18 protein-coding genes are annotated in these 25,839 nt (G+C 41.3%); 10 read left to right on the top strand and 8 right to left on the bottom strand.

Going from position 1 to position 25,839, the window contains the following annotated elements:
• Nucleotides 1–17: 17 nt before the first annotated feature.
• From V7K48_RS07515 to V7K48_RS07490, 6 genes are all read right to left on the bottom strand, one after another.
• A complete protein-coding gene (locus V7K48_RS07515; RefSeq protein ID WP_335071071.1) occupies nt 18–416 on the bottom strand; it encodes a hypothetical protein in 399 nt (132 codons plus the stop codon).
• Between the two features lie 937 nt (nt 417–1,353).
• Nucleotides 1,354–1,992: a K(+)-transporting ATPase subunit C gene (gene kdpC, locus V7K48_RS07510; RefSeq protein ID WP_335071069.1), complete on the bottom strand. Its 639-nt coding sequence runs from the start codon at nt 1,990–1,992 to the stop codon at nt 1,354–1,356.
• Entirely contained in the window at nt 1,992–2,303 is a 312-nt protein-coding gene (locus tag V7K48_RS07505) for a potassium-transporting ATPase subunit F (protein WP_335071067.1), read from the bottom strand. Before V7K48_RS07505 ends, kdpC begins: the two co-directional genes overlap by 1 nt.
• 6 nt (nt 2,304–2,309) lie before the next feature.
• Entirely contained in the window at nt 2,310–4,451 is a 2,142-nt protein-coding gene (gene kdpB, locus V7K48_RS07500; protein ID WP_335071065.1) for a potassium-transporting ATPase subunit KdpB, read from the bottom strand.
• Nucleotides 4,452–4,653: 202 nt separating this feature from the next.
• Entirely contained in the window at nt 4,654–6,399 is a 1,746-nt protein-coding gene (gene kdpA / locus V7K48_RS07495) for a potassium-transporting ATPase subunit KdpA (protein ID WP_335071063.1), read from the bottom strand.
• A 996-nt stretch (nt 6,400–7,395) separates the two neighbouring features.
• Nucleotides 7,396–8,631 carry an FIST signal transduction protein gene (locus tag V7K48_RS07490; RefSeq protein WP_335071061.1) on the bottom strand — a complete coding sequence of 412 codons (1,236 nt, stop codon included), beginning with the start codon at nt 8,629–8,631 and terminating at the stop codon, nt 7,396–7,398.
• 374 nt (nt 8,632–9,005) lie between these two features.
• Here V7K48_RS07490 and V7K48_RS07485 point away from each other — a divergent pair, with 374 nt between their 5' ends.
• The 10 genes from V7K48_RS07485 to V7K48_RS07445 all read left to right on the top strand — a co-directional run bounded on the left by V7K48_RS07485 (nt 9,006) and on the right by V7K48_RS07445 (nt 18,823).
• Nucleotides 9,006–9,251 (top strand): Calvin cycle protein CP12, encoded by a 246-nt coding sequence (locus tag V7K48_RS07485; RefSeq protein WP_335071059.1) that lies wholly within the window; start codon nt 9,006–9,008, stop codon nt 9,249–9,251.
• A 936-nt stretch (nt 9,252–10,187) separates the two neighbouring features.
• Complete coding sequence (locus V7K48_RS07480; RefSeq protein ID WP_335071057.1) at nt 10,188–10,784, top strand: DUF3177 family protein; 597 nt, start codon at nt 10,188–10,190, stop codon at nt 10,782–10,784.
• A 36-nt stretch (nt 10,785–10,820) separates the two neighbouring features.
• The gene (locus V7K48_RS07475; RefSeq protein ID WP_335071055.1) at nt 10,821–11,117 is read left to right on the top strand and encodes a DUF7734 family protein; all 297 of its coding nucleotides are present in this window, start codon (nt 10,821–10,823) and stop codon (nt 11,115–11,117) included.
• A gap of 63 nt (nt 11,118–11,180) precedes the next feature.
• A complete protein-coding gene (locus tag V7K48_RS34930; protein ID WP_442949421.1) occupies nt 11,181–11,369 on the top strand; it encodes a DUF6888 family protein in 189 nt (62 codons plus the stop codon).
• Nucleotides 11,356–11,607 carry a DUF6887 family protein gene (locus V7K48_RS07470; RefSeq protein ID WP_335071052.1) on the top strand — a complete coding sequence of 84 codons (252 nt, stop codon included), beginning with the start codon at nt 11,356–11,358 and terminating at the stop codon, nt 11,605–11,607. The genes V7K48_RS34930 and V7K48_RS07470 overlap by 14 nt, the downstream gene beginning before the upstream one ends.
• Nucleotides 11,608–12,153: 546 nt before the next feature.
• Nucleotides 12,154–14,433, top strand: a complete 2,280-nt coding sequence (locus tag V7K48_RS07465) for a TIR domain-containing protein (RefSeq protein ID WP_335071050.1) — start codon at nt 12,154–12,156, stop codon at nt 14,431–14,433.
• Between the two features lie 22 nt (nt 14,434–14,455).
• Complete coding sequence (locus V7K48_RS07460) at nt 14,456–14,635, top strand: hypothetical protein (protein ID WP_335071047.1); 180 nt, start codon at nt 14,456–14,458, stop codon at nt 14,633–14,635.
• Between the two features lie 25 nt (nt 14,636–14,660).
• Nucleotides 14,661–15,773 (top strand): cobalt-precorrin-5B (C(1))-methyltransferase CbiD, encoded by a 1,113-nt coding sequence (cbiD, locus tag V7K48_RS07455; protein ID WP_335071045.1) that lies wholly within the window; start codon nt 14,661–14,663, stop codon nt 15,771–15,773.
• A gap of 228 nt (nt 15,774–16,001) precedes the next feature.
• Complete coding sequence (gene guaA / locus V7K48_RS07450; RefSeq protein ID WP_334971867.1) at nt 16,002–17,624, top strand: glutamine-hydrolyzing GMP synthase; 1,623 nt, start codon at nt 16,002–16,004, stop codon at nt 17,622–17,624.
• A gap of 794 nt (nt 17,625–18,418) precedes the next feature.
• A complete protein-coding gene (locus V7K48_RS07445; protein WP_335071043.1) occupies nt 18,419–18,823 on the top strand; it encodes a response regulator in 405 nt (134 codons plus the stop codon).
• Between the two features lie 231 nt (nt 18,824–19,054).
• Here V7K48_RS07445 and V7K48_RS07440 read toward each other — a convergent pair whose 3' ends face one another.
• Together V7K48_RS07440 and V7K48_RS07435 are read right to left on the bottom strand one after the other, a co-directional pair.
• Nucleotides 19,055–19,960 carry a cation diffusion facilitator family transporter gene (locus V7K48_RS07440; RefSeq protein WP_335071041.1) on the bottom strand — a complete coding sequence of 302 codons (906 nt, stop codon included), beginning with the start codon at nt 19,958–19,960 and terminating at the stop codon, nt 19,055–19,057.
• 365 nt (nt 19,961–20,325) lie between these two features.
• Nucleotides 20,326–25,830, bottom strand: coding sequence for a trifunctional serine/threonine-protein kinase/ATP-binding protein/sensor histidine kinase (locus V7K48_RS07435; protein ID WP_335071039.1), 5,505 nt, complete (start codon nt 25,828–25,830; stop codon nt 20,326–20,328).
• Between the last annotated feature and the right edge of the window lie 9 nt (nt 25,831–25,839).

Raw genomic sequence — 25,839 nt, 5'->3', positions numbered from 1 at the left:
CCTATCGATAAACTCACCTATTTAGGTTTGTAATCAGGGCAATTGAGTGCTTGTTTACTTAGAGCAGTGGAAGGGTGTAGTGCACACTTTAGATAATGATTGTTATTAAAAAATCGGCAGTTTTTACAAGGATGTTGCTGTAAGTATTTGATGCTTACTATTTCATCTTTATCTTGTGCCGCATTTTCTGGGGGATCTTCTACTGCTTTGCAGACGCATAAAACAATATAAACGACAATTCCAAAAACAATCATGAAGCAAAGGTGAGCCAAAAACACTGCTACAAATGGAATATCTTCGTCATGTAGTTTTGTGTCATTATGTATTACTTTAATTGGTTTAGCTTCAATAAAGCTGGACTGATTAACACTTGTTTGGGAGAAGAAATAAAGTCTCACAAGCTCCGAAGTATGCATCTTTAAAGCCTTAAATACTATTTGCTTGGATTAAAACACTAAATAAGCTCGGCTTGAAAGCTATTTTTTTTGTAAACACAAAATCTTTTTTTCACTTTAATAATATTGTGCAATATTTTACAGAAAATTGAATTTATCTTTGATATATTTTAAAACTAGATGATATATATCAGAACAAATAAAAGGTATGTTTATTGAGTAGTTAAAACTGTATATATTTAGAGATATATTTTGTATAAGTCTAAAACTATTTGTCAAAGTCAATTTTTTTAACGTACATGCCTAGTCAATACGGTTCAGATAAGATCCCCCCGCCTGTGGCGACCCCCTTAAAAAGTGGGTAATTAGAAAAAAAGCCTCCCTTAAAAAGGGGGGTTGGGGGGATATTCAAGGAATAAACACGTTAACCAAACCGTATTGCTTGCCTAGTACAGCACGGCGTAAATAAGCAGACCATTGAAAAGCCCTAAAGAGTTTATTCCATAATACTTTTGACCCTTCTCTTCTTAGGCTGCGCCTTAAGCGAAGCTATGCCGCAGGCTTTACGACTGCGCTCAGAGTCAAGGCTGAGCGAAGCCGAAGCCTTGACTTTTGAATGAGTGACTTTTGACTTGCGCCTTGCGGTACTAGTGCCTTGTTGCAGCTACCGCAGAGGAGAGAGAAGGAAAAAATGCTTAACCCAAGCGTATTAATATATAGCCCTTATTAATCATTCGTAAACAACAATATCCCCGACTTCTTAAATAAGTCGGAGACATAAATAGGACTTACGCACGAGTTATGGAATAACGTAGACGCGGAGCGGCTTGCCGCAGGCTACCGCAGAGGCGCAGAGGACACGGAGAAATAAGAGTTTGAGAGATATTTTGCGTAAGTACTAATAAAGTTTAAAATTAAATCCGATAGGAAATAGCTCTTTTAGCTACTTCCCATGCCTTTATCCCTTGATTTTATCCAGAGCTAAATTCAACTTCAAAACATTAACTCCAGGCTCGCCAAAGATGCCGAGAAAACGACCATCAGTATTTTGAGAAATCAAAGTTTCCAGTTGGTTCGGCTGAAATCCTCGCACCTTGGCTACTCGTGCAATTTGTGCTACGGCGGCTTCGGGGGTAATGTGGGGGTCAAGGCTGGAACCAGAGGTGTAGACTAAATCGCCAGTCGGCTGTACACCTGCTGTTTTCAGACGATTGAAGTCACCTTCAACCTTTTTGCTGGGGTCTGAGTCATCTTTACCTTTGATGCGTTCTAGTAGTGCGGGATTACTGGGAGCCAAGTTACTAGCACCAGAAACCCCAGTTTTCAAAACTCCCGCATCGTCCTTTTTGGGATCGGCTGTACTGTAGCTCGTGGTACTGGGACGACTGTTAAAATAGCGATCGCTACTAAAAGGCTGACCAATCAAAGCAGAACCTATAACTTGACCAGTGCTATTTTTCAGGAGATTACCGTTTGCTTGAAAGGGAAACACAATCTGCCCAATGGCAATCATCGCAAAAGGATAAATAATCGCTCCAATCACCCAAAGTACCAAGGTAGAACGAACAGCTCTGCTAACTTCACGTGCAAAACTCATTAGAATTTCTCCGGTACAAACATGACAAAAAATAGATAGATGGAAAGCCCTAGCGTCACCAGTCCTAACAGCCCCAATCCCCAAGATTGACTGCGGGAAAGTTGTTCACCAGTAGCTGCATAGACTACAGGTGCAACCACTAGGTTGAAACACATCGCCAAGAACAAATACAGTGGCAGTTTTTGTCTACGCCATTGACACCAGATTTCAGTTATTTCTTCTAATATTTGGGATGCAGCGATGCCTGCGGCGAGCTTTCCTGCGGAACGCTGCGCGAACGCTAACGTGTGTCGGATATGAACGGGTTTCATAGTAAATTAAGACAAAGGTAAGATAATATCTATCAGTTTGATGGCAATGAAGGGAGCAATGATGCCACCAAAGCCAAAGATGAAGATGTTGCGGCGTAAGAGTTGATCTGCTGTTAAAGGTAAGAATTTCACCCCTTTGAGTGCTAGTGGAATTAATGCTGGAATAATCAAGGCATTGTAAATCAGCGCCGAGATGATCGCAGATTGGGCACTCTTTAATCCCATAATATTAAGTGCGCCGATTCCAGCAGCTGCAAAGATAGTCGGAATAATCGCAAAATACTTGGCAATATCGTTAGCGATTGAGAATGTTGTCAATGCTCCACGAGTAATCAGCAACTGTTTACCTATGGTTACTAAGTCAATCAACTTTGTAGGGTCAGAGTCTAAGTCCACCATGTTAGCAGCTTCTTTGGCAGCTTGCGTCCCAGAGTTCATCGCCACACCCACGTTTGCTTGAGCCAGAGCAGGTGCATCGTTAGTGCCATCCCCGGTCATTGCCACCAGTTTACCCTGAGATTGTTCAGAGCGAATCACCTCAATTTTGTCTTCTGGAGTCGCTTCAGCAATAAAATCATCAACCCCAGCCTCTTCGGCAATTACCGAAGCGGTAATTCGATTGTCACCTGTGAGCATGATAGTCTTAACACCCATCCGGCGGAGTTGGTCAAACCGTTCCTGCAAACCAGGTTTCACAATATCTTTGAGGTAGATGACTCCATAAATCTTGTCATCTTGGCAGACAGCTAACGGCGTACCGCCTAACCGCGAAACTCGCTCATAAGCTGCGTCTACATCATCAGGAACGTAGCCGCCACGGGAACGGACAAATCCCTTAATGGCCTCTACTGCCCCTTTGCGAATTTGTTTGCCATCGGGTAGATTCGTGCCACTCATCCGGGTTTTTGCGGAAAAGTCTACACCCTCGGCTTTGTCAATGTTAAAGTCTACCGCAGCCTGGGACTTTTCTGCTAAAACTACAATTGACTTGCCTTCTGGCGTTTCGTCAAACAAGCTAGCAGCTAGAGAGACTTGCGCCACATCTTTTATTGAGTGATTATTCAGAGGAATAAACTCATCAGCCATCCGGTTTCCCAAGGTAATAGTGCCTGTCTTATCCAGCACCAGGGTGTTGATGTCACCACAGGCTTCTACTGCTCGACCAGAGGTCGCAATGACGTTAAACTGGGCAACCCTGTCCATCCCTGCGATGCCGATTGCACTGAGTAAACCACCGATAGTTGTAGGAATTAAAGCTACCAGTAGCGAGATGAGAATAGCAACGCTAGCACCCGCACGCAAACTGTTTCCCGCCTCAACGCCAAACGCCGTACTGATAAAGCTGGCGATGTAGCCTACAAATGGGGGCATAGTTGCCACTACAATCAGGAATACTTGTGTTAATACTGCCAACAATACCGTCAAAGCAATCTCGTTGGGAGTCTTGCTGCGTTCTGCCCCTTCTACAAGGGAAATCATGCGATCAATAAAGCCTTGACCAGGATCAGCACTAATCCGAATTGTCAATTCGTCTGAGAGGAGGCGTGTACCGCCTGTCACCGAACTGGCAATATCCGTACCTGGTTGCTTCAGAACAGGGGCAGATTCTCCAGTAATGGCAGACTCATCAACTGAGCCAATGCCTTTAATTACATCCCCATCGGCGGGAATCATATTATTTGCAACCACTTTTACTAAATCGCCCCGTCGCAGTTCCGTAGAATTAACTTTTTCTATCGAACCATCAGGAAGGATTTTGTTAGCGATCGTATCCGATCGCGTCGATCGCAGTGAATCAGCCTGGGCTTTACCGCGTCCTTCAGCTACGGCTTCGGCAAAGTTGGCAAAAACGAGCGTGAAAAAGAGAATGAAGGTAATCAACCCGTTTAACAGGCGTTGTTGGTTGACATCTGCCTGGACTGTGCCAAACAGATTTGGGTTAAGGGTAACAAGGAAGGTGACAATTGTCCCTACCCAAACAACAAACATAACTGGGTTTTTGACAGTAATTCGAGGATCGAGCTTGACAAATGACTCACGAATTGCTCTCTGGTAAAGTCCCCGCATATCTGTTTTGGGGGTGTGCTTGCGCGAGTCACGAGTTCCAGATGGAATATGGGGCGAAAGAGAATCAGTAGTAGTTGGCATAGATTAAATTTTGGAAATGGGGCATGGGGCATTGAGCATGAGTATCAAAGGTGGATGAATGAGTATCAAAGGTGAATGAATGAGTATCAAAGATGGATGAACGAGTATCAAAGGTGGATGAATCCAGTTCTAACTCCCCCCTGCTTCTCCTGCTCCCTTACTCCCCCTTGTCTTCCTTGTCCCCCTTGTCCCCTCACTCCCCCTAGCCCATGCCTTTAGCGATAAAAAAAGCTTCACCGATGGGCCCCAATGCCAGCACTGGGAAGAATGTCAGTGCGCCCAAGATTAAAATTACGCCTGCGGTGACACCTGTAAATAGTCCGGTATCAGTTCGCAATGTACCAGTTGTGTAGGGAACAGCTTGCTTGCGGGACATGCTATCTGCCAAGAACAGCAAACCCAAAATTGGAATATAGCGTCCAGCTAGTAAACTGAAGCAGGTACTTAGATTCCACCACAAGGCAGTTGCAGTGGTTTTTGCACCCGTAGCGATCGCAAAAGGTGAAGGTTGTGAATCGCCTAAGCCTTCAAATCCAGAACCGTTGTTAGCAGCAGCAGAGGCATATTCATAGATTACTTGAGCAAAGCCGTGGAAACCGGGATTGCTAATTCCTGATAATTGGTCAGGAAATGCCAAGGCGATACCTGTGGGAATCATAATTGCAATCGGGTGAACTAGCAGAATCAGGAAACTAGCAAGTACAACCTCGCGCTTCTCAATTTTGCGTCCGAGAAATTCTGGTGTGCGTCCCACCATCAACCCTGTAGCGAACACAGCCAGAATCAAATAAGCAAACAGGTAAGCGGTTCCTGTACCCTGTCCACCCCAGATAATTTGCAGGAACATATTGGAAAGGGTAATAAAACCGCCGTTGGGCATGAAGGAGTCGTGCAAACTGTTGACTGCACCGCACATGGTGCCAGTTGTACTTACTGCAAATAGCACAGATTGCGCCCAACCAAACCGGACTTCTTTACCCTCTAGATTCGGTTGCTGATTACCTAGCAGTGTATTCACAGCCGGATTGCCGTTGTATTCACCAATGGCGGTGACGATGATAAATACTATATAGAGAATCCCAACCATGCCATAGACTAACCAGGCTTGCTTAGTGTTGTTCGCAAACAAACCATAGGTGTAGATTAGGGACGTAGGAATTGAAAGCATGGCCACAATCTGAATCAAGTTTGAAAATCCGCTGGGGTTTTCAAAAGGGTGTGCCGAGTTGATGGCAAAAAAGCCGCCGCCGTTTTCCCCTAATTGCTTAATAATTTCAAAATGGGCAACAGGGCCACGAGCGATCGCCTGACTAATATTCGGATCTTCCAAGGTAGGGAATACAACTGCACCCGCCAGGGTTTCTGGAACGCCAGCTGCCATCAAGGCGATCGCGCCCACAATACAAATAGGCAGTAAAATTCGGGTAATCGAGCGAATTAGGTCTACATAAAAGTTGCCCAACGATCTACCCGTCAATCCCCGAATAAAAGCAATTCCTACTGCCAAACCAGTCGCAGCAGAGGTGAACATGTGATAACCAAGTCCCCACATTTGGCTGGCATAACTCATGTAGGTTTCACCAGAATAGTGCTGCTGGTTGGTATTAGTAATAAAGGAAATGGTAGTATGCAGCGTTGTGTCCCAAGTTGGGGCATTTATCCCTGTGGGGTTGAGGGGTAACCATCCTTGATTCATGATGATCAAGAAAATCAGCAACCCCATTGCTACATTGCTATACAGGATTGCCCGCCCATACTGCCAGCCCGTCATGTTTTCTTTGGTTTTAACGCCAACCAAGGAATAAAGTACTCCTTCAACTGGATTCAAAATTGGGTCGAGAAAAGTACTTTGCTCTAGGTAGACACGCGCCATATAGCGCCCAAAAAAGGGAGTAAGCGCTACTACAATTAGTAGCGTTAATACAATTTGAATCCATCCTTCTAGCATTGGATTAATCGAACTCCGACATGAATAATTTTCAGATTAATATTAGATATTTTCTTGCCATGAATCAGAAAACATAACGAAGTCTATTGGCATTATTGTTAACTAACCTATAACTATGTGCTTCTTCAATCAATCATGGAGCTTTTTATTAAAGAACACAAGGTATAAATTAATATTTAAACTAGCCTATACAAGGAATATATTTGTCTATATATACAAGTCTTCCAGGCATTTATATCAATATATATAGGACTCATATTTGATTTATGAAAAAATTTAAGTATCTATAGCTCACCAAAACCCTTATGTGGTAGGCATTGCCAGTTATAAGTATATTTCAATATTCAAGTATGAATCCTATATCTGCAAGTATAGAAGGATAGCTAAATGCTAAACAAACAGCTATTTTGTGCTGGGAGCATCTCACTTTGGCTTGTGAACCATAGACTGAAGCTACTGGCTCACAAGCCAAGCTTGCGAAGGCAGTTGTAATACGTCTGTGAGAGGTTAAAATAAAGCGCCTTTTGTCAATCAGTTAAAATACTCAAAATATTCTTAATAATGTGGAGATGGTGAATGTCGTTCACCTCCTCCACTCTTTTTTTAACTATCATTATCGCCAAAGATTTTGACAACTCAAATAGGGCATGAAAAAGCAGGCGATCGCACAGAATAACTTTATAAAAAAGTGAGTTTAATTCTCAGGTAAATAGGACTTACGCAAAATATCTCTCGAACTCTGATTTCTCCGTGTCCCCTGCGCCTCTGCGGTAGCCTGCGGCAAGCCGCTCCGCGTCTACGTTACTCCGTAACTAGTGCGTAAGTCCTGGTAAATTCAAGTAGCAAACGAGGTCACGTCACTTCTCTACGAGACCAAGGCGTAGCTTGCTTAAGAGAAGGGGTACGCTCTGAATTCAAAATTCCAAATTAACAAGCCCCTAAATTTATTTAGGGGCTTGTTAATTTTCCGTTTCAGTCAGGAGTCTAATTCATAATTCATAACTGATTTTGGCGACAAATTCCAAATGCTGAAGTGTAAGCGTGTAAGAAGGTTCTGCCACCAACAGGGCCGATTTCACCGCCACAGAAAAAGCCGCCCACAGGAATATCGTTAAGGTAGCGCCGAAATAGTTCAGAATCGAAATTGGGTTTACCATACAGTCCTTCACCTCGCCCCAGACAGGAAAACATCAAGGCAGCTACGGCAGAGGGTTCAGATTCTCGTTGGTGTTGATAACTTTGGAGGAGTAATTCTAGGTCTTCAGCAGAGGCTTGGGCATCGCGTAGGTGGAATTGCAGCCTTTGACCAGGACGGACGCGATCGCCAATTGCGATCGCCCCAGCTGTTGGATCGACCCCAAGAATACCACGAATTAAAAAGTCTCCTTGCTGCAAAGCCATCTTAAATTCATCCATTGCCACACCAACAAACAGAGAGTGCTGTGCTAAAGTCCGTTCTTGTTCGCTGAGACTGGCAATCAAATCTCGCAACACCATCAGAGGTACTTTCTCATCTAACTCCAAAATAATATTGCGATCGGCTTTTGTGACTTGCAATGGTTTGCCAATCGGTCGGCATCCTTGGGCTACAATCGTCTCCAAAACAATATTACCAGTCAAAGCTATACCAACAGTGCCCTCACGATACAGGCTTTGGTGTTCCTCACTGCTAGCATCGTTACAAAATAGGGCAACACGACCACCCATACCCCCACCACTAGCCTGTCCCCCCACTATCACCGATCCTGGGTAAGCAAAATCCAACCCCTGCAACAAATCGTTGATTCCAGAGGCGAAAGAACTAGACAGCAAGATGAACTGGGGTGTCGGTGATGCTGGCACACCGATCAAATCAACCCAAGCATCTGGTGAACTGTCTAAGTCAGGTAATTCTTCAGCAACAATATGAAAAACTTGAACCTTCACTCCTGGAAGGTGTGCTAAAGTCAAGCTAATAGCTGGTTCTGTTTCCAGTTCTTGGGTATCTCCGCTAACTGTTGTCCCAATCACACCTCCACCACTACAGCCAATTAGCACTGGCACAGAAAGTTTCTCAGCTAACAAGGGTAACAGTCGGGAATACTCACTCGTAAAAGCAGACGAAATGAATACCAGTCCTAGATCCGCAGGTGCTGTTAACGATGAGACAGCTCGTTCCACCACATCTGTAACAGCGGCTTCCAAAGAATGACGGGTTGACAGGGCGTTTGCCCACTGCATTTGGTCTGCCATGAGTTTTGAGCTTCTTTCTCTTTTTAGGCTAGTAGGTTTTGATTTTTTATTTTGGGAAGAATTGCATCCTACAAGAATTGACGCCAGCCCTTCGTCTACTTCATCCCAAGAAGCTGGGGTTGTCATTCCCTAATATATTGCATCTAAATATATTGTATGATTATTTATCTATGCTACTGATTCCACAAAATCTTAAAAAATAAAGGTAAATGCATTACAGATGCGCTAGTTTGCTGTATTGGTTAGAAATCAATAGGCAAAAACCCTAACTTATGATCAGCTAAATGGTTAGAATGGTTAATAATCAAGCCAAAAACTGCCATATCTGAACTTTTTCTATACTAGTATTAACAACACACAACGAGATTAAAGCAATGACCAACATCCAAGAAACAGTAAAGAGCGACATCCAAGAACAAATCCAACAAGAAGTGGAACAAGCGCGTACTGTCTGTGATCTAAGTGGTAGCAACTCACCAGAGTGTGCTGCTGCTTGGGATGCAGTAGAAGAATTGCAAGCCGAAGCTTCCCACAAGCGCCAAAGCAAGCCAAAAAACTCTCTAGAACAGTATTGTGATGACAACCCAGATGCAATTGAATGCCGGGTTTACGATGATTAGAAATTAAGGCAAGTGAATTTTCTGTTCGGTGGGTCAGCAAGCAACCAGGATTGACCAAAAAAGACGCAAAGAGTGGGGGACGCGGCGAGTTGCCACGTCCCCTGCTTGCAAGCGTTTAGTTTAAAGCGCCCGACTTTAGTCGTCGTGTAGACAAAAAAATAAATTCCTTATTTGGGCTATTGGTGACAATTTAAAACAAAATTATTTTTGTCAACAATAATTAAGCTATAAATAAACTGAATATTGAGTATTACATTTAGCTTCATACCCTGGTTTGAGGACAAGGGTAAACGATGCTTTTAAAATATGACGTGAGCGCTAGCTTAAAAATTGTGTTTCAACCTCGATTTCGGACAAGCTTTTAAGCACTATTGCTTATTTAAAAATAGCTCATAACCTTAAGTTGTCACCAATGGACAGAGGTTCTTAACGAGGTTTGAAAAGGTTTTGGCTTAAGTTGCACACCAGTGTGCATGTAGACGCCTCTACAAACAATGTTTATAGTAAATTTTGTGAAATCCTATGAGTTGGAGAGCCACTCAATACGGTTCGGTTAAGATCCCCCGCCTGCCTTTACCCACTTAAAAAGGGGGTAAAGGAAGAAAAGAGCAAGTGGCGTGGGTTGGGGGGAGCTTCACAGGGTAAACAAGCTAACGAACCTGGAGATCCACTTGCTTACAGAAAGAAGTTAGAGCGCAGTCTTGAGGCTAACTACTGAGCTTTGTGCTTTGATTAAACTATTATCAAGAAGAATTCATGCTGAATTCAGGAGTCAAAATTCAGCATGAATTGGAGTCCGATTGACTCCTGAATAAAAAGGTTTAAGACCCCTGCCTTATTAAGCGGTCTACAATCAGGTAGTGGTATAAAATACCACTAGATTAATTCTGACTCTTGACTTCTGAATTCTTTTTTATCTATTGTTTGAGAAAAACTATGGACTATAATACTTGGTTTCGCCCTTTTGTCTGGATTGATTACCGACTGGCAGTATTATTCCTGGTAATTATTCCGCTAATTCTTTTGATTTGGGCATTTGTGCAAAAAGCAGAAAGCATACAACGCTTATTGAGTATATACTGGCGAGTATCAAGCCTAGTAGCAATCACGATTTACTTAATGATTGCCCAGTATCCAGTTAGCTTTATCTCTGGGTTGACGGCTCGGATTTTGATCCCGATTTCGCTGTGGTTCTGGGTGGATCTCAACGATGAAATTGAGTATCAAACCAGTGGCTCTTTGAAATTTATTTTTACCTCTTGGCGCTGGGCTACAACTGTTTATTGTATTTTGGGTACACTAGCTTTTATCCCTTTTTTGGGTTGTGCTTTTTCTGGCAATATGCTGAAGACTCCCAATTGTCGCGTCTGGTTCGAGGCTCCCTTGCTATTCAAAGAATATTTCCATGCTAATAGCAAGGCTGAGTTCTTAGGTTTTCTTGGCATAATTAGTTTAGTCATTTATGTGCTTTACTTAAGCTATTTTGTTCTGATTAAGCTGGGCAAGCAGGGACGCTCGGCAACACCACAGTAATGATCGCTGCGCCACCGTACCCCTACTCTTAAAAAAATGAATTCCATTGGCAAGCGACTGGAACAATACACTGCTAAACGCCCTCAAGAAGTCTTACTTGTAACGCTGGAAATTGCTGATGAGCAAGATACAATTGCTGTTTTCAAAGGCTTTTCCAGTTCTTTGATGCGTCCAACAGCATTTGATGCAGATGTACCAGTTCTACCAGATGGGGCAAACATCCTCAATATTGACCGAGTAGCTAGTCCTTACAATCCTGAAGCACCCCGTTATATTCAACAAGGACTCTCTTGGGAAGCTATGCAAGCTCTATTATCAGAAGTGGGAGTCTAACTATTTAATTAGGCAGTTATGTGGAACTAGCAAAATAGGGAGCAGGTGGTGTAATTAACTAAAATGCCTACTGCTGCTCAAGTAGCAAGTTTGTATTGTATTAGCTATCAGCTGACGTATATCATGCTTCAGCCCATATATCTCATTTGCATTGATAATTGGACTCGTAATGTATACATCCTTGCTGGGTATGACGAAGAGATTGAATTCCAAATTTTACCCAACAGAGAGTTGTCTGATGAGCCGAATTAATTACGATTCAATGTCTGATGTTGAATTGAAACAGTATTTTCTCAAACATCGCGGTGATCAAGCTGCTTTTCAAGCATACTTGGACAGGATTAATCAGCGCCCGCGTAGGATTGTTGCAAGCCCCGACGATCCCGATTTTGATGAGAAGGTTCAAGCAGCGATTCGCCAAAAGCTAGAAGCAGCAAGAGGCAGTAATCAGCAGGCTAACACTGCGTTAAAGCCGACTGACCAAGAGTGATCTTTGAGAGCCAAAGGTTATCTGCGGCGGCTCAACTGTGCCATTGTGCAGCTTCGTCTTTTGGTGATAGCGTAGTTAAGAATCTGTCTTTTCGTGTTCAAAGTTAAAGTAGTTTGAGATTTTTGATCGAGCGATGTCTACGATGGGCTGTGAGGCTCGTTCGCGTAGCGTGTCGCAGACAAGACTCGCTAACGCCTCGCTATCGGTAACGCACTGGGAGCATTATTATTCGGGATATAATGCCGAATTGGGCAGTTATGAGGAAAATTTCGGGATAATGTCTGAAAAGAGGTGTTATCAAGAAATATTCAGTATAAATACCCTGTGTGGGGTAGTTATTTGGAAAATTTCGGTATATTTAGCTGTATTAGAGTGTTATATACAAAAATCTGTATAATTACTCAATATAGGGTAGTTATATAAAAAGTTTCCGTATAATCAATAGTTAGATGCATTACGCATACCTTACAATCGGGAGCTTCTAAAAAATAATTTTGTAGACTAAAATGATGGCAACGTCAGGTGTCGGCGAATCGGTAGGAGCTAATGAGTACAAGTAAACGCATAGAACTTAAATACGAATTACTCATTGAGCAGTGGAATTTGTTAAGCGAAAAGCTTAGCCGATTGAGAAGCGTTTACGTAATTGAAACTGATATTGCTAGAAAATTCCAATCAGAAAAACAAATTGAATCAGTTGTAGTCGAACTAAACACAATAGAACAAGAACTAGATTATCTAGAAAGAGAACTCCGTCTCAAAAGTACAAAAGAAGAGAAAGGCAATCAACAAATTGATGATGAACAGGTAATTAGAGAACCAAAATCTCAGCGAGAAACTCCAGTCACTATCTTCTGCTCTTACTCAAGAATAGATTTAAATTACTATGCACAGTTAAAAACGCATATGTCTATTCTTAAAAGACAAGGAATTATTGATGCTTGGTATGAGCGAGATATAGATGCTGGTAATGATTGGAGGGAAAATATTTCCGAACAATTAAAGCAGTCTCAAATCTTATTACTTTTTGTTAGCTCAGATTATTTAGCTTCAGATTATTCTTATACAAGAGAGATGGAATATGCTTTGCAAAGACATAGAGCTAAAGAAGCAATAGTAGTTCCAATAATAGTAAGGCCTGTAGATTGGTCTGATGCACCCTTCAGCAGTTTACAAGTACTTCCGCGTGATGGCAGACCTATTTCTCGGTGGGAAAACCGTGATGAGGCATTTATTGAAATCGCACAGGGTATCCGACTAATAGCAGAGCAATCAAAAACAGCGCGAGAAGTACAAACGCCTAATACTCACGACTTTAATTTAGCACCTGAAAAAAAGTATCTACTTTATGAGGTTTTCAAGGAATCGGGTGTACCTAAAATCACGTTTGTAGAACCTGCGAATTTTTACCGATTAAAAATGGCTTTAGCTCACCCAGGGAGAGGTGTAGTTATCGAAGGGCCATCTGGTATCGGAAAAACAACAGCATTAAAAGAGGCACTTTTTCAGCTAGAAATAGTTGGTGATGATAGTAAGGTTACAATTTTGAGTGCTCGTTTCCCAGAGCATGTAGAAAGACTAAGAAATATAGATGTATGGCAAGAAGGAATTATAGCCATAGATGATTTTCATTTTCTTGATCGAAATCTTGGGAATCATTTAGTGAATCGCCTCAAATACTTTGCAGATCAAGAGTCTTCTCAAAAAATTGTTATTGTTGGAATTCCACATACAAGGACACAACTCATTGATGTTGGCTATGACGTAGCCACAAGAATTGAAGTAGTATCAATGGGCAAAACTTCAGATATTCTCGTAGAGCAGATGATTGAAAAAGGTGAATTAGCTCTAAATATTCGTTTTTCAAGAAAGGCTGAGCTTGTTAATGTCGCTAATGGAAGCTTAAATATTGCACAAATGCTTTGTGCAAAGCTGGCTGCCCGTGAGGGTGTTACACAAACTGAAGAAAGACTTAAGACAATTCATGACTATTTAGAAGAAGAGATAGAAGAAACTAAAAAAGTAATGGATTTGAAATATGGAAATTTCATACGCTTCTTCTCTCTTTTAAACGGGCGTAAAAATCATAATTTTCTCAATATTTTACTAGAGCTTGCAAGATGCGAAGAAGGTTATTTACCTCTTGTTCATACCAAAAAGACTCATCCTCACCTGCTATCAGGAATCGAGGAGTTTTTAACGCAGAACTATATAGATAAATTGGAAAAAGAATATCCTCAATACAAGCAGTTCATTTTTTATGATAAATATGCACTGGCTCTAGTGATAGATGATCCTCAACTTATATTTTATTTACGACAATCTTCTCCTAGTTATTTACGCAAAGCAATTGGTATGAGTGAATCTAGCACACGCAATAAAGTTTTCATAAGCTATAACCATTCAGATAGTGAATGGCTAAAAAAACTACAGATTTATCTTAAGCCATTAGAAAAAAAAGGTTTGGTTGATCGTTGGGACGATAGTAGAATCAAAACGGGCATGAAATGGAGGGATGAAATAAAGAAGGCTCTAGATTCAGCAAAAATAGCTATCTTACTCGTCAGCTCAAACTTTCTAGCTTCTGATTTTATTTCAGAGAATGAGTTGCCACAACTTCTGAAAGCTGCTGAAGATGAAGGTGCTCTTATTTTTTCTATCATCCTTGATCCTTGTAAAACTGCTTTCTCATTATCTGAACTAGAGCAATTTCAGACGCTTAATCCACCTAGTAAACCTATAAGTGGAATGGAACAACATGAGCAAGGAGAAATGTTTGATAAGTTGTTGACGGATATTGTAGGCACTCTAAATTTTAAGTCTTAAAAGAGTATCTAAAGGCTATAGGATGCATCTAACAACCCCAATGCAGCCGGACAGACGAAAGCCGTTTGTGCTGTTGCCGAAGTTATCTACTGCCGCTGAATGGGAACGTTACCCTGAAGGAAGCAAGCAGCTACAGTTGGGATCTAAATTGCTGTCTGAAACTGTCTTCTCTACGAGACGCTACACGAACAACTTTGAATAATTATTTTGACTTCTGAATTGAAAAAATGTCCCGTTCTGGATACACACTCCCGGTATTTGCGTGCGCTGCTGCTGTTGCAGCTTTACATTGGTTGCACGATCGCCAACCATTAACCATAGCGTCCATATATCTAATTGAACCCAGCCAAATCGCCGAAATCCCCATTGAACAGGTAGCAGGATTATCTGAGAATACAGCTTTAGCGATCGCTCGTAGTGACCCTGGTGATAATCTTGACCTGACTAAAGATACACCGATTTGGGCACTGGTGGAGTGGAGGGAAGAGGGGGAAGCAGTAATTATAAAAGGCGGGGAAGGAATTGGCAGACAGATGAATGCTGATGATAAGCCGGCTATTTATGCCTATGCTCAAAGGCTCTTAAAAGAAAACTTACAACGGATGCTAGCACCGGGGGAAAAAATCACGGTGACGATTATTTTACCCCAAGGGCGATCACTAGCTGTTAGAACTTCAAATTCTGCTTTTGGTGTGGTTGAAGGACTTTCCCTTTTAGGCACAACCGGCATTTCTCAACCCTTAAGTACACCAGATCAGCTTGCAATTTTTCGGGCGGAATTACAAAATAAAGCCAGTCGTTTTGAGAGTTTAGTATTCTGTATCGGCGAGAATGGCCTAGATTTGGCGCCCAAACTAGGGATTAATCCTGAGCAATTGGTCAAGACTGCTAACTGGCTCGGCCCAATGTTAGTAGAAGCTGATGTATTGGGTGTGAAAGAAATCTTATTATTTGGCTATCACGGTAAGCTGATGAAACTGGCTGGGGGGATTTTTCACACCCATCACAATTTGGCTGATGGACGTCGAGAAATTTTGGCAGCGCACTGTGCGATCGCAGGTTTAAAATTACCAGATATCCAAGCTGTGTTTAACAGTGCGACTGCAGAAGCAGCACTAAAATACCTGAGATTGCTAGATGCTTCCACAGGCAGTGATTGGGTAAATCAAGTTTACACTGCGATCGCCGAAACCATCGATGTTCGTTCCCAAGAATACATTCAAAGCCATAGCGAAAGGCGCACAGGAGTAACAGTCTGTGGCTCTATCCTCTTTGATCGCGATCGCAAAATTATCGTGAAGAGTAAAACTGCTGGTCTGTTAATCGGAAAATTATGTTAATTTATTATGAATAATCGTAAACAATCCAAATAAATAATCTCTTAAGTAACCACTTTCGGGTAAGTTTATCGTTCTAATACCATCTCTGACTCCGGGACTAGACAAATGCACATAAAGTTGCGTTTGTAAAGGCTCTCTATACCATTATCAGCCTGCCCAGGCTGAATAATAGCATCACCATAGACCACAAAGCATCTATTTATCCTTAACAGATATAACTTTCCCGTCATGAATACAGCGGTGACTCTACCAACAGAACTAGCGCCCCAAAGATTGGAAAATTTTGGGCGGCTTGATCGTCAATTGATTGTAATTCTGGACTTCGGCTCTCAATATTCTGAGCTGATTGCCCGTCGCATCCGCGAGACTCAAGTATACTCGGAAGTTTTGTCCTATCGCACGACTTCTGCACATCTGCGCCAACTCAATCCTAAGGGAATCATCCTCTCCGGTGGCCCGAGTTCGGTTTATGGTGATAACGCTCCCCATTGTGACTCAGAAATCTGGAATTTGGGAATACCCATCTTGGGTGTTTGCTATGGGATGCAGCTGATGGTGAACCAACTCGGTGGGGAAGTGGCAAAGGCCGATCGAGGTGAATACGGCAAAGCCTCATTATATATTGATGATCCCACAGATTTGCTCACTAATGTCGAAGATGGGACTACCATGTGGATGAGTCATGGAGACTCAGTTACCCAAATGCCATCAGGGTTTGAATTGCTGGCACATACAGAAAATACCCCCTGTGCGGCGATTGCCGACCACGAAAGGAAACTTTACGGCGTTCAGTTTCATCCAGAGGTGGTGCATTCTGTTGGCGGTATAGCATTAATCCGTAATTTTGTCTATCATATCTGCGATTGCGAACCTACTTGGACAACAGCGGCTTTTGTCGAAGACGCAATTCGAGAAATTCGCGCCAGAGTTGGTGAAAAGCGGGTGCTGTTGGCGCTGTCTGGGGGAGTGGATTCTTCTACCCTGGCCTTCTTACTGTATAAAGCGATTGGTGAACAACTGACTTGTGTGTTTATCGATCAAGGCTTTATGCGAAAGTATGAGCCAGAGCGATTGGTAAAGCTATTCCAAGAGCAGTTTCACATTCCTGTAGAGTATGTTAATGCTCGCGATCGCTTTTTAGCTAAGGTTGCCAATATCACAGATCCTGAAGAAAAACGCCGCCGCATCGGACACGAATTTATCAGTGTATTTGAGGAAACATCCAAGCGCCTCGGTCACTTTGACTATCTGGCTCAAGGGACTCTTTATCCAGATGTGATCGAATCTGCTGACACCAACGTTGATCCCCAAACTGGTGAGCGGGTAGCGGTAAAAATTAAGAGTCATCACAATGTTGGCGGTTTGCCCAAAGACCTAAGATTTAAATTGGTGGAACCACTGCGGAAACTATTTAAAGATGAAGTCCGCAAAGTTGGGCGTTCCATTGGTTTACCAGAAGAAATTGTCCAACGGCAACCTTTTCCTGGGCCTGGTTTGGCAATTCGCATTCTGGGGGAAGTCACATCTGAGCGGTTAAACATTTTGCGCGATGCCGATTTGATTGTCCGGCAAGAAATTAATCAACGCGGCATGTATCATGATTTCTGGCAAGCATTTGCTGTATTGCTGCCAATTCGTAGTGTTGGCGTTATGGGGGATCAACGTACTTACGCTTACCCGATTGTTTTGCGGATTGTGACCAGTGAAGATGGCATGACTGCTGATTGGGCCAGAGTCCCTTACGATGTACTGGAAGTGATTTCTACTCGGATTGTGAATGAGGTGAAAGGGGTGAATCGGGTAGTTTATGACATCACCTCTAAGCCGCCTGGAACCATTGAATGGGAGTAATCAAGTTTGAGTTGACTTAACTAAAAGTTAATCACCAAATTTACGATGTTTAAATTTGGGATTTTGAATTGAAAGATTCAAAATCCCAAATTTAAACAGGTCTGTTCGCGTACTGTCCGCACCAGGAGTGAGCGACGCTCAACTTTTCCTTACTTGTACAGGACTTACGCACGGATCATGGAAGAACGAACCACTCCAGACACAGAGAAGCCAGTGGGTTGGGCGGGTTAAGAGACTTGTTCGCGCAGCGTCTCCGATAGGAGAAGCAACTGGCGCGACACGGAGGAATAAGAGTTTGAGAGGTTTTTTGCGTAAGTCCTATTGTATTAGATTATCATTATCAATAATGTGGAAAAAATTCAATTTGGGGTGGCGATCGCTAACTTTTAGTCTAAACTCCAGTTATAAAGCAGTCAGTAATTAGGGACTTCCAGTTAAAAAAATATCCCATCTCCGTGGGATCTTGGACAAAATCCTCTACAAATTTACAAAGAATTTTGGATAATTTATTTTTTGTCAGTCCCTTAGCAAGATTATTCTTGAACTCCAACTATTCGTTAAAGTTATTTTTTTAAATATAAAGGAATTTAAACAATAAGATAATTTTATCCAGTCAATAATTATAAATGCCAGCGAATAATTAACCATCAATTAGATGGTGGCTAGACAAATTGAGCTATTGTCTAGGAAAATAGGCGCGATCGCAGTAAAATTACCAATGGTGTGGTCACTGAGAAAAAAACAAGCAGCTCATTAAAAATAACTTTCATTTGATCAACGTTAATGAAGATGTCATGGAACCTCCTCTCCCCCTTGCTAGCTTAAACATCCTCGTAGTTGATGATGATGACGATAGCCGCTTTTACATTACTACCGTGTTGGAAGCTGATGGAGCCACCGTCATGGCAGTTGCATCGGCAGCGGTAGCATTGAAAGTACTACCAGAGTTGCAACCAGATGTCTTGATTTGTGATATTGCTATGCCTGGTGAAGATGGCTACACTCTCATCCGCAAAATCCGGGCGTTGAAGCCTGATATTTGGGGAAAACTTCCCGCTATCGCCTTAACTGCCTATGGCGATAGTGAGTATCGTAGCCGTGCCCTGGAAGCAGGCTTTCAGACTCACGTGGCTAAACCAGTTGATCCAGGAGAACTAGTTGTGATCGTCGCAAATTTGGTTGCTTCTTATAAGAGTTAACACAAAGATGCATTCATTTGTCGGTCGTTATTTGTTATTTACCTGATTTTTTCTCATGTTCCTCATGATATTTTTAAAACAAAGAAATCAAGGTGCTACAACATCATTTTGGTGAGGTGTTGGTTTTTGAAAAAAATGTTGGTAATAATAAGTTTTTAAGGGGAAAACTGTTTCATCCTCTAAAAGACGCTGCTTTACATTTGAACAAGGCGTGATTTGGAATTGCTGAGACTACTTAGCTCCGGTTTCAAAGCTAATTTGCTCAGACTTATATGCTGGTGGCTCGACGTGAATTAAAATCCTCACTGGACGGAACCGCTCTTCTAATCGGCTTTCTACTTCTTCGGTGATATGGTGGGCGGTTTCTACGTCTGGTGCATCTACTATTAAATGCATTTCAATAAACACCTGACGACCAAGAACGCCGCGAGAAGCGATCGCATGACAGTTAATTACACCTGGAATAGAAGTAGTGATCGCATGTATTGCTTCTGGTGCGATCGCCATTTGATCCACAAGTGAAGGCAAATTCTCTTTTAAAACTGACCAGCCACTCCAAAATACCAACAAAGCGACAGGAAAAGCTAACGCCAAATCCATCCATTGATAACCTAGCCAAACTCCTATCAAACCGCCAATTACAGAGATTGTCACCCAAATATCGCTCATGGTATGTGTCGCGTCAGCTATGAGGATTGAGCTACCTACCCGCCTACCCACACTGCGTTCGTAAAACGCCACAAAAATATTCACACCCAGCACAATTAGTAATAACCACAACTCAGGTGGTGATATTCTCACAGGTTCACCACCACCTTTGAGAATTCGTTCGATTGCTCCTTGCAGAATTTCAAAACAGGCTATTCCTAAAAATGAAGCAATTCCTAGAGCTCCTACGGCTTCAAATTTGTGGTGTCCGTAGGGATGTTCGCGATCAGGTTGTGGAGAAGAAAATTTACTTGCAATTAATCCTAAAACATTGTTAGCGCTATCTGTCACACTATGCAAGGCATCAGCTAGCAAACTCAAAGAACCTGTCCAGTAGCCCACAAGTGCTTTCAATCCCATTACAAACAGGTTGAGCAGTAGGGTAATAATTAAAACCTTTCGCACTTCGGCGCGATTATCGTAAGTCATAAATAATTTATCACATCAAGTTCTATGACTTCTAATGTAGAACTCAAAATACAAATAAATACAAATAAAGTGTATCAAAGTCTTACGCAGTAAGAATTAAGTCTCTCTATAGTCTCTATGTTTTATCCCAATTTGTTGAGATTCTTTTTAACTAACAACAGCTACAAGCTGGATAGACATTAGTAATGGCTTTACAGAGCACAGCGTATTTTTAGCATTAATTACAGAAATATTTTAATTAATTTTGTTATTCATACATCCACTTAGGTCATACCGAATTGTATTGAAAAAGAGGCAAGTGAGCAGAGAGCAATAAGCAAGAGGGACAGAACAAAATTGGGATTAGACCCCATATCTCCAACAAGTTAACCCGGAATCTGAGTCAGAATTGGCAAGGTAATCACAAATTCTGTTCCTTCACCTGGAGTAGAATTCACATCCAAAGTTCCACCATGTTTTTTTACAATAGACTGAGCGATCGCTAGTCCTAAACCCGTACCTATGCCAACACCTTTGGTAGTAAAAAGATGGTCAAATACTTTTTGTTTTACTGATTCACTCATGCCTTTACCATTATCAGCAATCTTCACCTCAATCTGTTTCTCTTTCAATGAGGTGGTAATTGTAATTCGGTTGGGATTAACTTCAATTTCTTTAAAACTCCGACCTGTATTTGATTCATCCAATGCATCAATGGCATTCGCTAAGATGTTCATAAATACCTGATTTAATTGCCCTGGAAAGCATTCAATTTTTGGTAAATTGCCGTACTCATAGTTTACTTCAATGGCTGGACGTTCTTCGTTAGCTTTCAGGCGATGTTTGAGAATTAAAATCGTACTGTCAATACCTTCATGGATATTAAACAGCACTTTGTAGGCTTGGTCTGCACGAGAGAAAGTGCGGAGACTGGTACTGATATTTTTGAGCCTGTCACACGCCATAGTCATCGAATCCATCATTTTAGGCAAATCTTCTAAGCTATATTCCAAGTCGATTTCTTCAGCATGGGTGAGAATTTCATCTCCGGGAGTAGGAAAGCTTTGTTCATATAATTTCAAGTGTTCGATAATATCTGCAAAGGTAGGTTTAGCTTGTTTGAGACTCGCAGCAATAAAACCCAAAGGATTATTCATTTCGTGAGCCACCCCTGCGACTAAGTTACCCAATGCAGACATCTTTTCACTTTGGACGATTTGTAATTGAGCCTGCTGGAGTTCTTGTAAAGCTGCTTGTAGTTGTTGAGCATGTTCTAAGGAACGCTGATAAAGTCGGGCATTTTCTATGGAAATTGCCGCTTGAGCGCAAAGTAAGTTAAGCAGTTCGACGCGCTCATGGGTAAAGGTTCCAGTCGCCAGATTGTTTTCTAGGTATAACACACCCAGCAACTTTCCTTGATGTAAAATCGGACTGCACAGAATACTTTTGGGCTGCTGTTGCTGGATATAGGGGTCATGAATTAATTGCGGATGTACTATGGCATCAATAATCACGGCAGGTTGTAAGCTGCGTTTGACAGTATTAATTAAGCCAACTGGCAGATGCGTTGACTCTTCAATTGGCTGTGAGTTGAGCAACATTGAGGAAAAATTGACTTTAGTATTTCCCTTGCTCTCTATAGCGGTAGCACTACTAGTAAGTTCTGCTGATGCCTGAATCAGTAAATTACTTGACTCCACAAGCATTAACACGCACTTATCTGCTCCGGCATTTTCAATCACGATATGCAGCAATGATGAAAGCAGTTTTTCAAATTCGATTTCGCCTGAGATGGTTTGGGAAGCTTTGAGAATGGTAGCTAAATCTAAAGCCAAAGAGATACTGTTACTACCGGAAGTATGATAAGTGCTAGCGGTCTCCAAGGTGAAGACAGTTTCGTTAGTTGAGAGAGGAAAATGGGTTTGCTCTAAGATGGGGGCGAGTAATTGGGGATAACGTTTTTCCAGATCGGCAACTTTGGCTTTGGCTCCCCAGCGTGCGTAGCAGTAGTAAGCTTCTTGCATATATGCTTGAGCCACTTTTTTTTTGCCCCAATCAAGGTAAAATTTAGCTGCTAGTTCGTTAGCTAGAGCTTCTTGTTGAATACATTCGTTTTCTTTAGCTCCAGCGATCGCGCGATCGTATAAGTCAAGTGCCTCAAATCGCTGACCTAAAACCCAATGACGCTCTGCCTCTACTAAATCAAATTGATGCTGAAAATTCATCGGTGCAACTATGGCTCGAACTTTTAGATGTTTCTGATTTTCGTCAACCTTCAAGAGCAATTTTGCTTGTTCAGAGGGTTCAACTTGAGAATAGATAGATAGACGAGCCAAAGAATCGTAGTAACAGAAAACAGACACAGATAGCATTCCTGCACCACCTTTAAGGTAGCGCTCTCCTTTGTCTCCATTGCTAACTGCCACTAGAGGATCATCAAACAAGTAGCTAATAATTAACTTAATTAGGTAAAATTCATGGAGTGTAAACTGATCATTCTCTTTGAGTAGAGCAGGTACAAGTTTTTCATCATTCCAGGATTCATCAATTAATAAATTTGAATTTTGACTAGATTCAGTTATGACTTCAATCGTTTGTCGAAGAATACTAAATCGAATCGAAAAAGATTCGCTACTTGCAAAATTAGACTCAGAGACTTTGATTTCTTCTAGCAAACTATCTAAATCTTCTGCACTCATCAAATAGGTATAAAGAAGTCGAAAAAATGTTGATACAATTATATGTACAAAATCTCCCACTTCTAGTCCAAAAATATAAGATTTTTTTAATAGATCGATGGCATCTTGGACAGGTAGTTTGTTAAATTGATTAAATGCAGCTACTTTGAAAATAGTCATGCTTTGAACAGATTTTGCTTCAAATTTGTCTACAACTTTTAAAGCCAACTGCCCAAATTCATAGCCTTTTTCTAGTTTATTTAATACTGCATTTAAAACAATGGCAAAATCAGCATATCCTGGTGCTGAGAGTGGTGCATTGCCATATTTAAGCGATAAATTAACTTGTTCACAGGCAATAATCGGAAATAGGTGGGGAGCAGCCTGATGCACAGAAGGAGTGAGGCTGATCATAATTTTCAGGGCAACTAAAGCTTGAGGATCAGTCATTAAAGGTAGATCAATTAAGCTTTCAATCTGACGCTCTCCCAATATTGACAACGTGTTTTCTATAGCTTGACCAATGTCTGAAGAGGTAACAGATTCAGATAAGGGTATTCCAAGCTGTTGGAGAGTTTGACACCCAATTTCAATTGCTTTAAGCAGCTGCCCTTGTACCTGATAAGACTGGAGCTTAATTTCATAAACCTTCACTTTATCTAATAGAGTTGTCGCTTGTTGGAGCACAACTTTAATCAGCGATTCCATCTGCTCAAATTCATTACTGAGAAAGGCAACTTCGGCAGCAGCTTGATATAAATTTCGTATTAAAGTATTAGCATTTTCCCAGCCATCACTAATTACTAACTGAATGCCCTGATTGAAATATTGTAGAGCTGCACCATAAGCGATCGCTTCTTTAGCTTTGCAACCTGCATTGAGATTTAGTTGAGCTAATTGTTGACGTTTACTTGGCTGGGTAATGAGTGGAATTCCACAATTTAAATGACCGACAATCTCAAAAAGCTGCTCTGCTTGCTGGGCTGATGACGTATTTTGTAAAAGTAATTGCCCGATTTGGAGATGGATCAACTGTTTCTGTTCTTCTGGAATCATAGAAGAGGCAGCTTGTTGGATACGATCATGCAAAAATTTGTATATAGCTACTTTTTCTCCTACGCTCCGATCAGCCGTTTGCGCTTCTATATTCTTTGTTATCTGGTCGCTGTTTTCTAATGACAAATCCTGATAAAACTTATAAGCTTCACTAGTAGGTAAAATTAATCCTGATTGTAAAGCTTTCCATAAAATAGCTGCCGTTTCTATTTCAGATTGTTCTGAAACTATTGCCAAAGTTGCTAAATCAAATTGATTTCCAATACAAGCAGCTAACTGTAAGACTTGTTGAGTGGATTCAGGGAGTCTGCGTAATTGACCTACCATAAATTCTACAACATCATCTGTAACTGCTTGCTGATTTATTTGTGTAATATCACATTCCCAACAACCAGAATCAAAGTCAAATTTAATGAATTTCTCTTGATGCAATACTTTGAGAAACTGTGTTGTAAAAAACGGATTACCTTGAGTTTTTTGATAGATCAATTGAGAAAGAGGCGATGCTAAATTTTCTATACATTTTAGTGTGTCAGCAACTAACTGATTCAATTGCTCTTGACTCAGAGGTGTTAAACTGATTGTATTAATTGTTACTTGCATTTTTTGAATCTCGCTCAAAGTCAACATTAATGGATGTGCTGGATTGACTTCGTTATCACGATATGCACCAACTAACAAAAGATAACCTGTATCAGCTATCAATAGCTGGATTAAGTTTAGGGATGCCGAATCTGCCCATTGCAAATCATCTAAAAACATCACTAATGGATGTTCAGCACTAGTAAAGACTTGAGTAAACTTTTGGAATAATAAATTAAATCTATTTTGTGCCGCAGTTCCTGATAATTCTAGAGCAGGTGGTTGTTCACCAATAATTCTTGATAACTCAGGGATAACTTCAATAATTATCTGTCCATTTTCCCCAATAGCTGCTAATATTTGACTTTTCCATTGCTGAATTTGAGCATCGTTTAGAGTTAACAATTGCCAGATTAAATCTCGAAATGCTTGTACAAATGCACTTAAGGGAATATTACGTTGAAATTGGTCATATTTCCCTTTGATAAAATAACCGCGTTGACGAACAATGGGTTTATGAACTTCGTTAATAATCGCCGTTTTCCCAATCCCCGAAAAGCCAGCTACCAGCATTATTTCTGTCGTACCTTTGCTGACTCGCTCAAATGCTTGCAGGAGGGTTCCTACTTCTGTTTCTCGTCCATAGAGTTGATCAGGGATAATAAAGCGATCGCACACATCTCGTTGAGCAATTGGGAAACTCTTAATTTTACCTGTTGACTGAAGTTGAGTTAAACAATTTTCTAAATCAAATTTAATTCCTAATGCACTTTGATAGCGCTCTTCGGCATTTTTAGCCATCAATTTGATCACGATGTCACAGAGAACTTGGGGAATCTCTTTTCTGTTCCCTATTAAGAGTTGTCTATTATTTAAAAGTGGTGCTTGTTTAGCAATATGACAATGCACTAACTCCATCACATCGTTTGATTTAAAGGGTAACTCTCCTGTAAGTAATTCATAGAAAGTGATACCTAAAGAATAAAAATCAGTCCGGTAATCAATCCCTCGATTCATTCTTCCTGTTTGTTCTGGAGAAATATAAGCGAGTGTCCCTTCTAACACATTAAGACTGATCAGCGTTTGAGTTGATCGTGGTAATAGAGATGCAATACTAAAGTCAATTAATTTAACTTGTTTGGTTTCTGGATTAATTAAAATATTCGCGGGTTTAATATCTTTATGAATAATCTGAGCGCGGTACAGTATATCTAAGCTATTGCACAGGGCGATCGCTATTTGTAAAAATTCCGTGAGATTTCGTAGACTTTTCCCTGTTCCCCATTCTTTAAGAGAAATTCCCCCAAAGTCTTCCATCACTAACGCATAACCATTTTGGTATGTTATCAAACTGTAGCTTTGGATGATTAGAGGTGAGTTGAGATTTTTGGTAATGGTGTATTGATTGCGAAACGACAAGAGTTCACAGAAGCGAGGATAAGCATTTTTCAGTAGTTTAATCACCACAGGTTTGTGATCAGTCTCTCGATACCCGCGATAAACTAGAGTCCTCGAACCATTGTAGATTTCTTCTGTTGCGTAGTATCCGGGAATACTGACAAGAGTGTTGACCATGCTGCTAAA

It is taken from the genome of Nostoc sp., from assembly GCF_036919615.1.
In the GTDB taxonomy this organism is placed as follows: domain Bacteria; phylum Cyanobacteriota; class Cyanobacteriia; order Cyanobacteriales; family Nostocaceae; genus Nostoc.
Note: the sequence above shows the minus strand (reverse complement) of the source record. Positions and strands in the feature narration are given on the sequence as shown.

What these genes read in the sequence shown, in the direction of transcription:
- V7K48_RS07470 (WP_335071052.1), top strand. Translation starts at nt 11,356, where the DNA reads ATGAGCCGAATTAATTACGATTCAATGTCTGATGTTGAATTGAAACAG.
- guaA (WP_334971867.1), top strand. Translation starts at nt 16,002, where the DNA reads ATGAATACAGCGGTGACTCTACCAACAGAACTAGCGCCCCAAAGATTG.
- V7K48_RS07485 (WP_335071059.1), top strand. Translation starts at nt 9,006, where the DNA reads ATGACCAACATCCAAGAAACAGTAAAGAGCGACATCCAAGAACAAATC.
- kdpB (WP_335071065.1), bottom strand. Translation starts at nt 4,451, where the DNA reads ATGCCAACTACTACTGATTCTCTTTCGCCCCATATTCCATCTGGAACT.
- V7K48_RS07440 (WP_335071041.1), bottom strand. Translation starts at nt 19,960, where the DNA reads ATGACTTACGATAATCGCGCCGAAGTGCGAAAGGTTTTAATTATTACC.
- V7K48_RS07465 (WP_335071050.1), top strand. Translation starts at nt 12,154, where the DNA reads ATGAGTACAAGTAAACGCATAGAACTTAAATACGAATTACTCATTGAG.
- V7K48_RS07505 (WP_335071067.1), bottom strand. Translation starts at nt 2,303, where the DNA reads ATGAAACCCGTTCATATCCGACACACGTTAGCGTTCGCGCAGCGTTCC.
- V7K48_RS07480 (WP_335071057.1), top strand. Translation starts at nt 10,188, where the DNA reads ATGGACTATAATACTTGGTTTCGCCCTTTTGTCTGGATTGATTACCGA.
- V7K48_RS07460 (WP_335071047.1), top strand. Translation starts at nt 14,456, where the DNA reads ATGCATCTAACAACCCCAATGCAGCCGGACAGACGAAAGCCGTTTGTG.
- cbiD (WP_335071045.1), top strand. Translation starts at nt 14,661, where the DNA reads ATGTCCCGTTCTGGATACACACTCCCGGTATTTGCGTGCGCTGCTGCT.
- V7K48_RS07490 (WP_335071061.1), bottom strand. Translation starts at nt 8,631, where the DNA reads ATGGCAGACCAAATGCAGTGGGCAAACGCCCTGTCAACCCGTCATTCT.
- kdpC (WP_335071069.1), bottom strand. Translation starts at nt 1,992, where the DNA reads ATGAGTTTTGCACGTGAAGTTAGCAGAGCTGTTCGTTCTACCTTGGTA.
- V7K48_RS34930 (WP_442949421.1), top strand. Translation starts at nt 11,181, where the DNA reads ATGCCTACTGCTGCTCAAGTAGCAAGTTTGTATTGTATTAGCTATCAG.
- V7K48_RS07515 (WP_335071071.1), bottom strand. Translation starts at nt 416, where the DNA reads ATGCATACTTCGGAGCTTGTGAGACTTTATTTCTTCTCCCAAACAAGT.
- V7K48_RS07445 (WP_335071043.1), top strand. Translation starts at nt 18,419, where the DNA reads ATGGAACCTCCTCTCCCCCTTGCTAGCTTAAACATCCTCGTAGTTGAT.
- kdpA (WP_335071063.1), bottom strand. Translation starts at nt 6,399, where the DNA reads ATGCTAGAAGGATGGATTCAAATTGTATTAACGCTACTAATTGTAGTA.
- V7K48_RS07475 (WP_335071055.1), top strand. Translation starts at nt 10,821, where the DNA reads ATGAATTCCATTGGCAAGCGACTGGAACAATACACTGCTAAACGCCCT.
- V7K48_RS07435 (WP_335071039.1), bottom strand. Translation starts at nt 25,830, where the DNA reads ATGGTCAACACTCTTGTCAGTATTCCCGGATACTACGCAACAGAAGAA.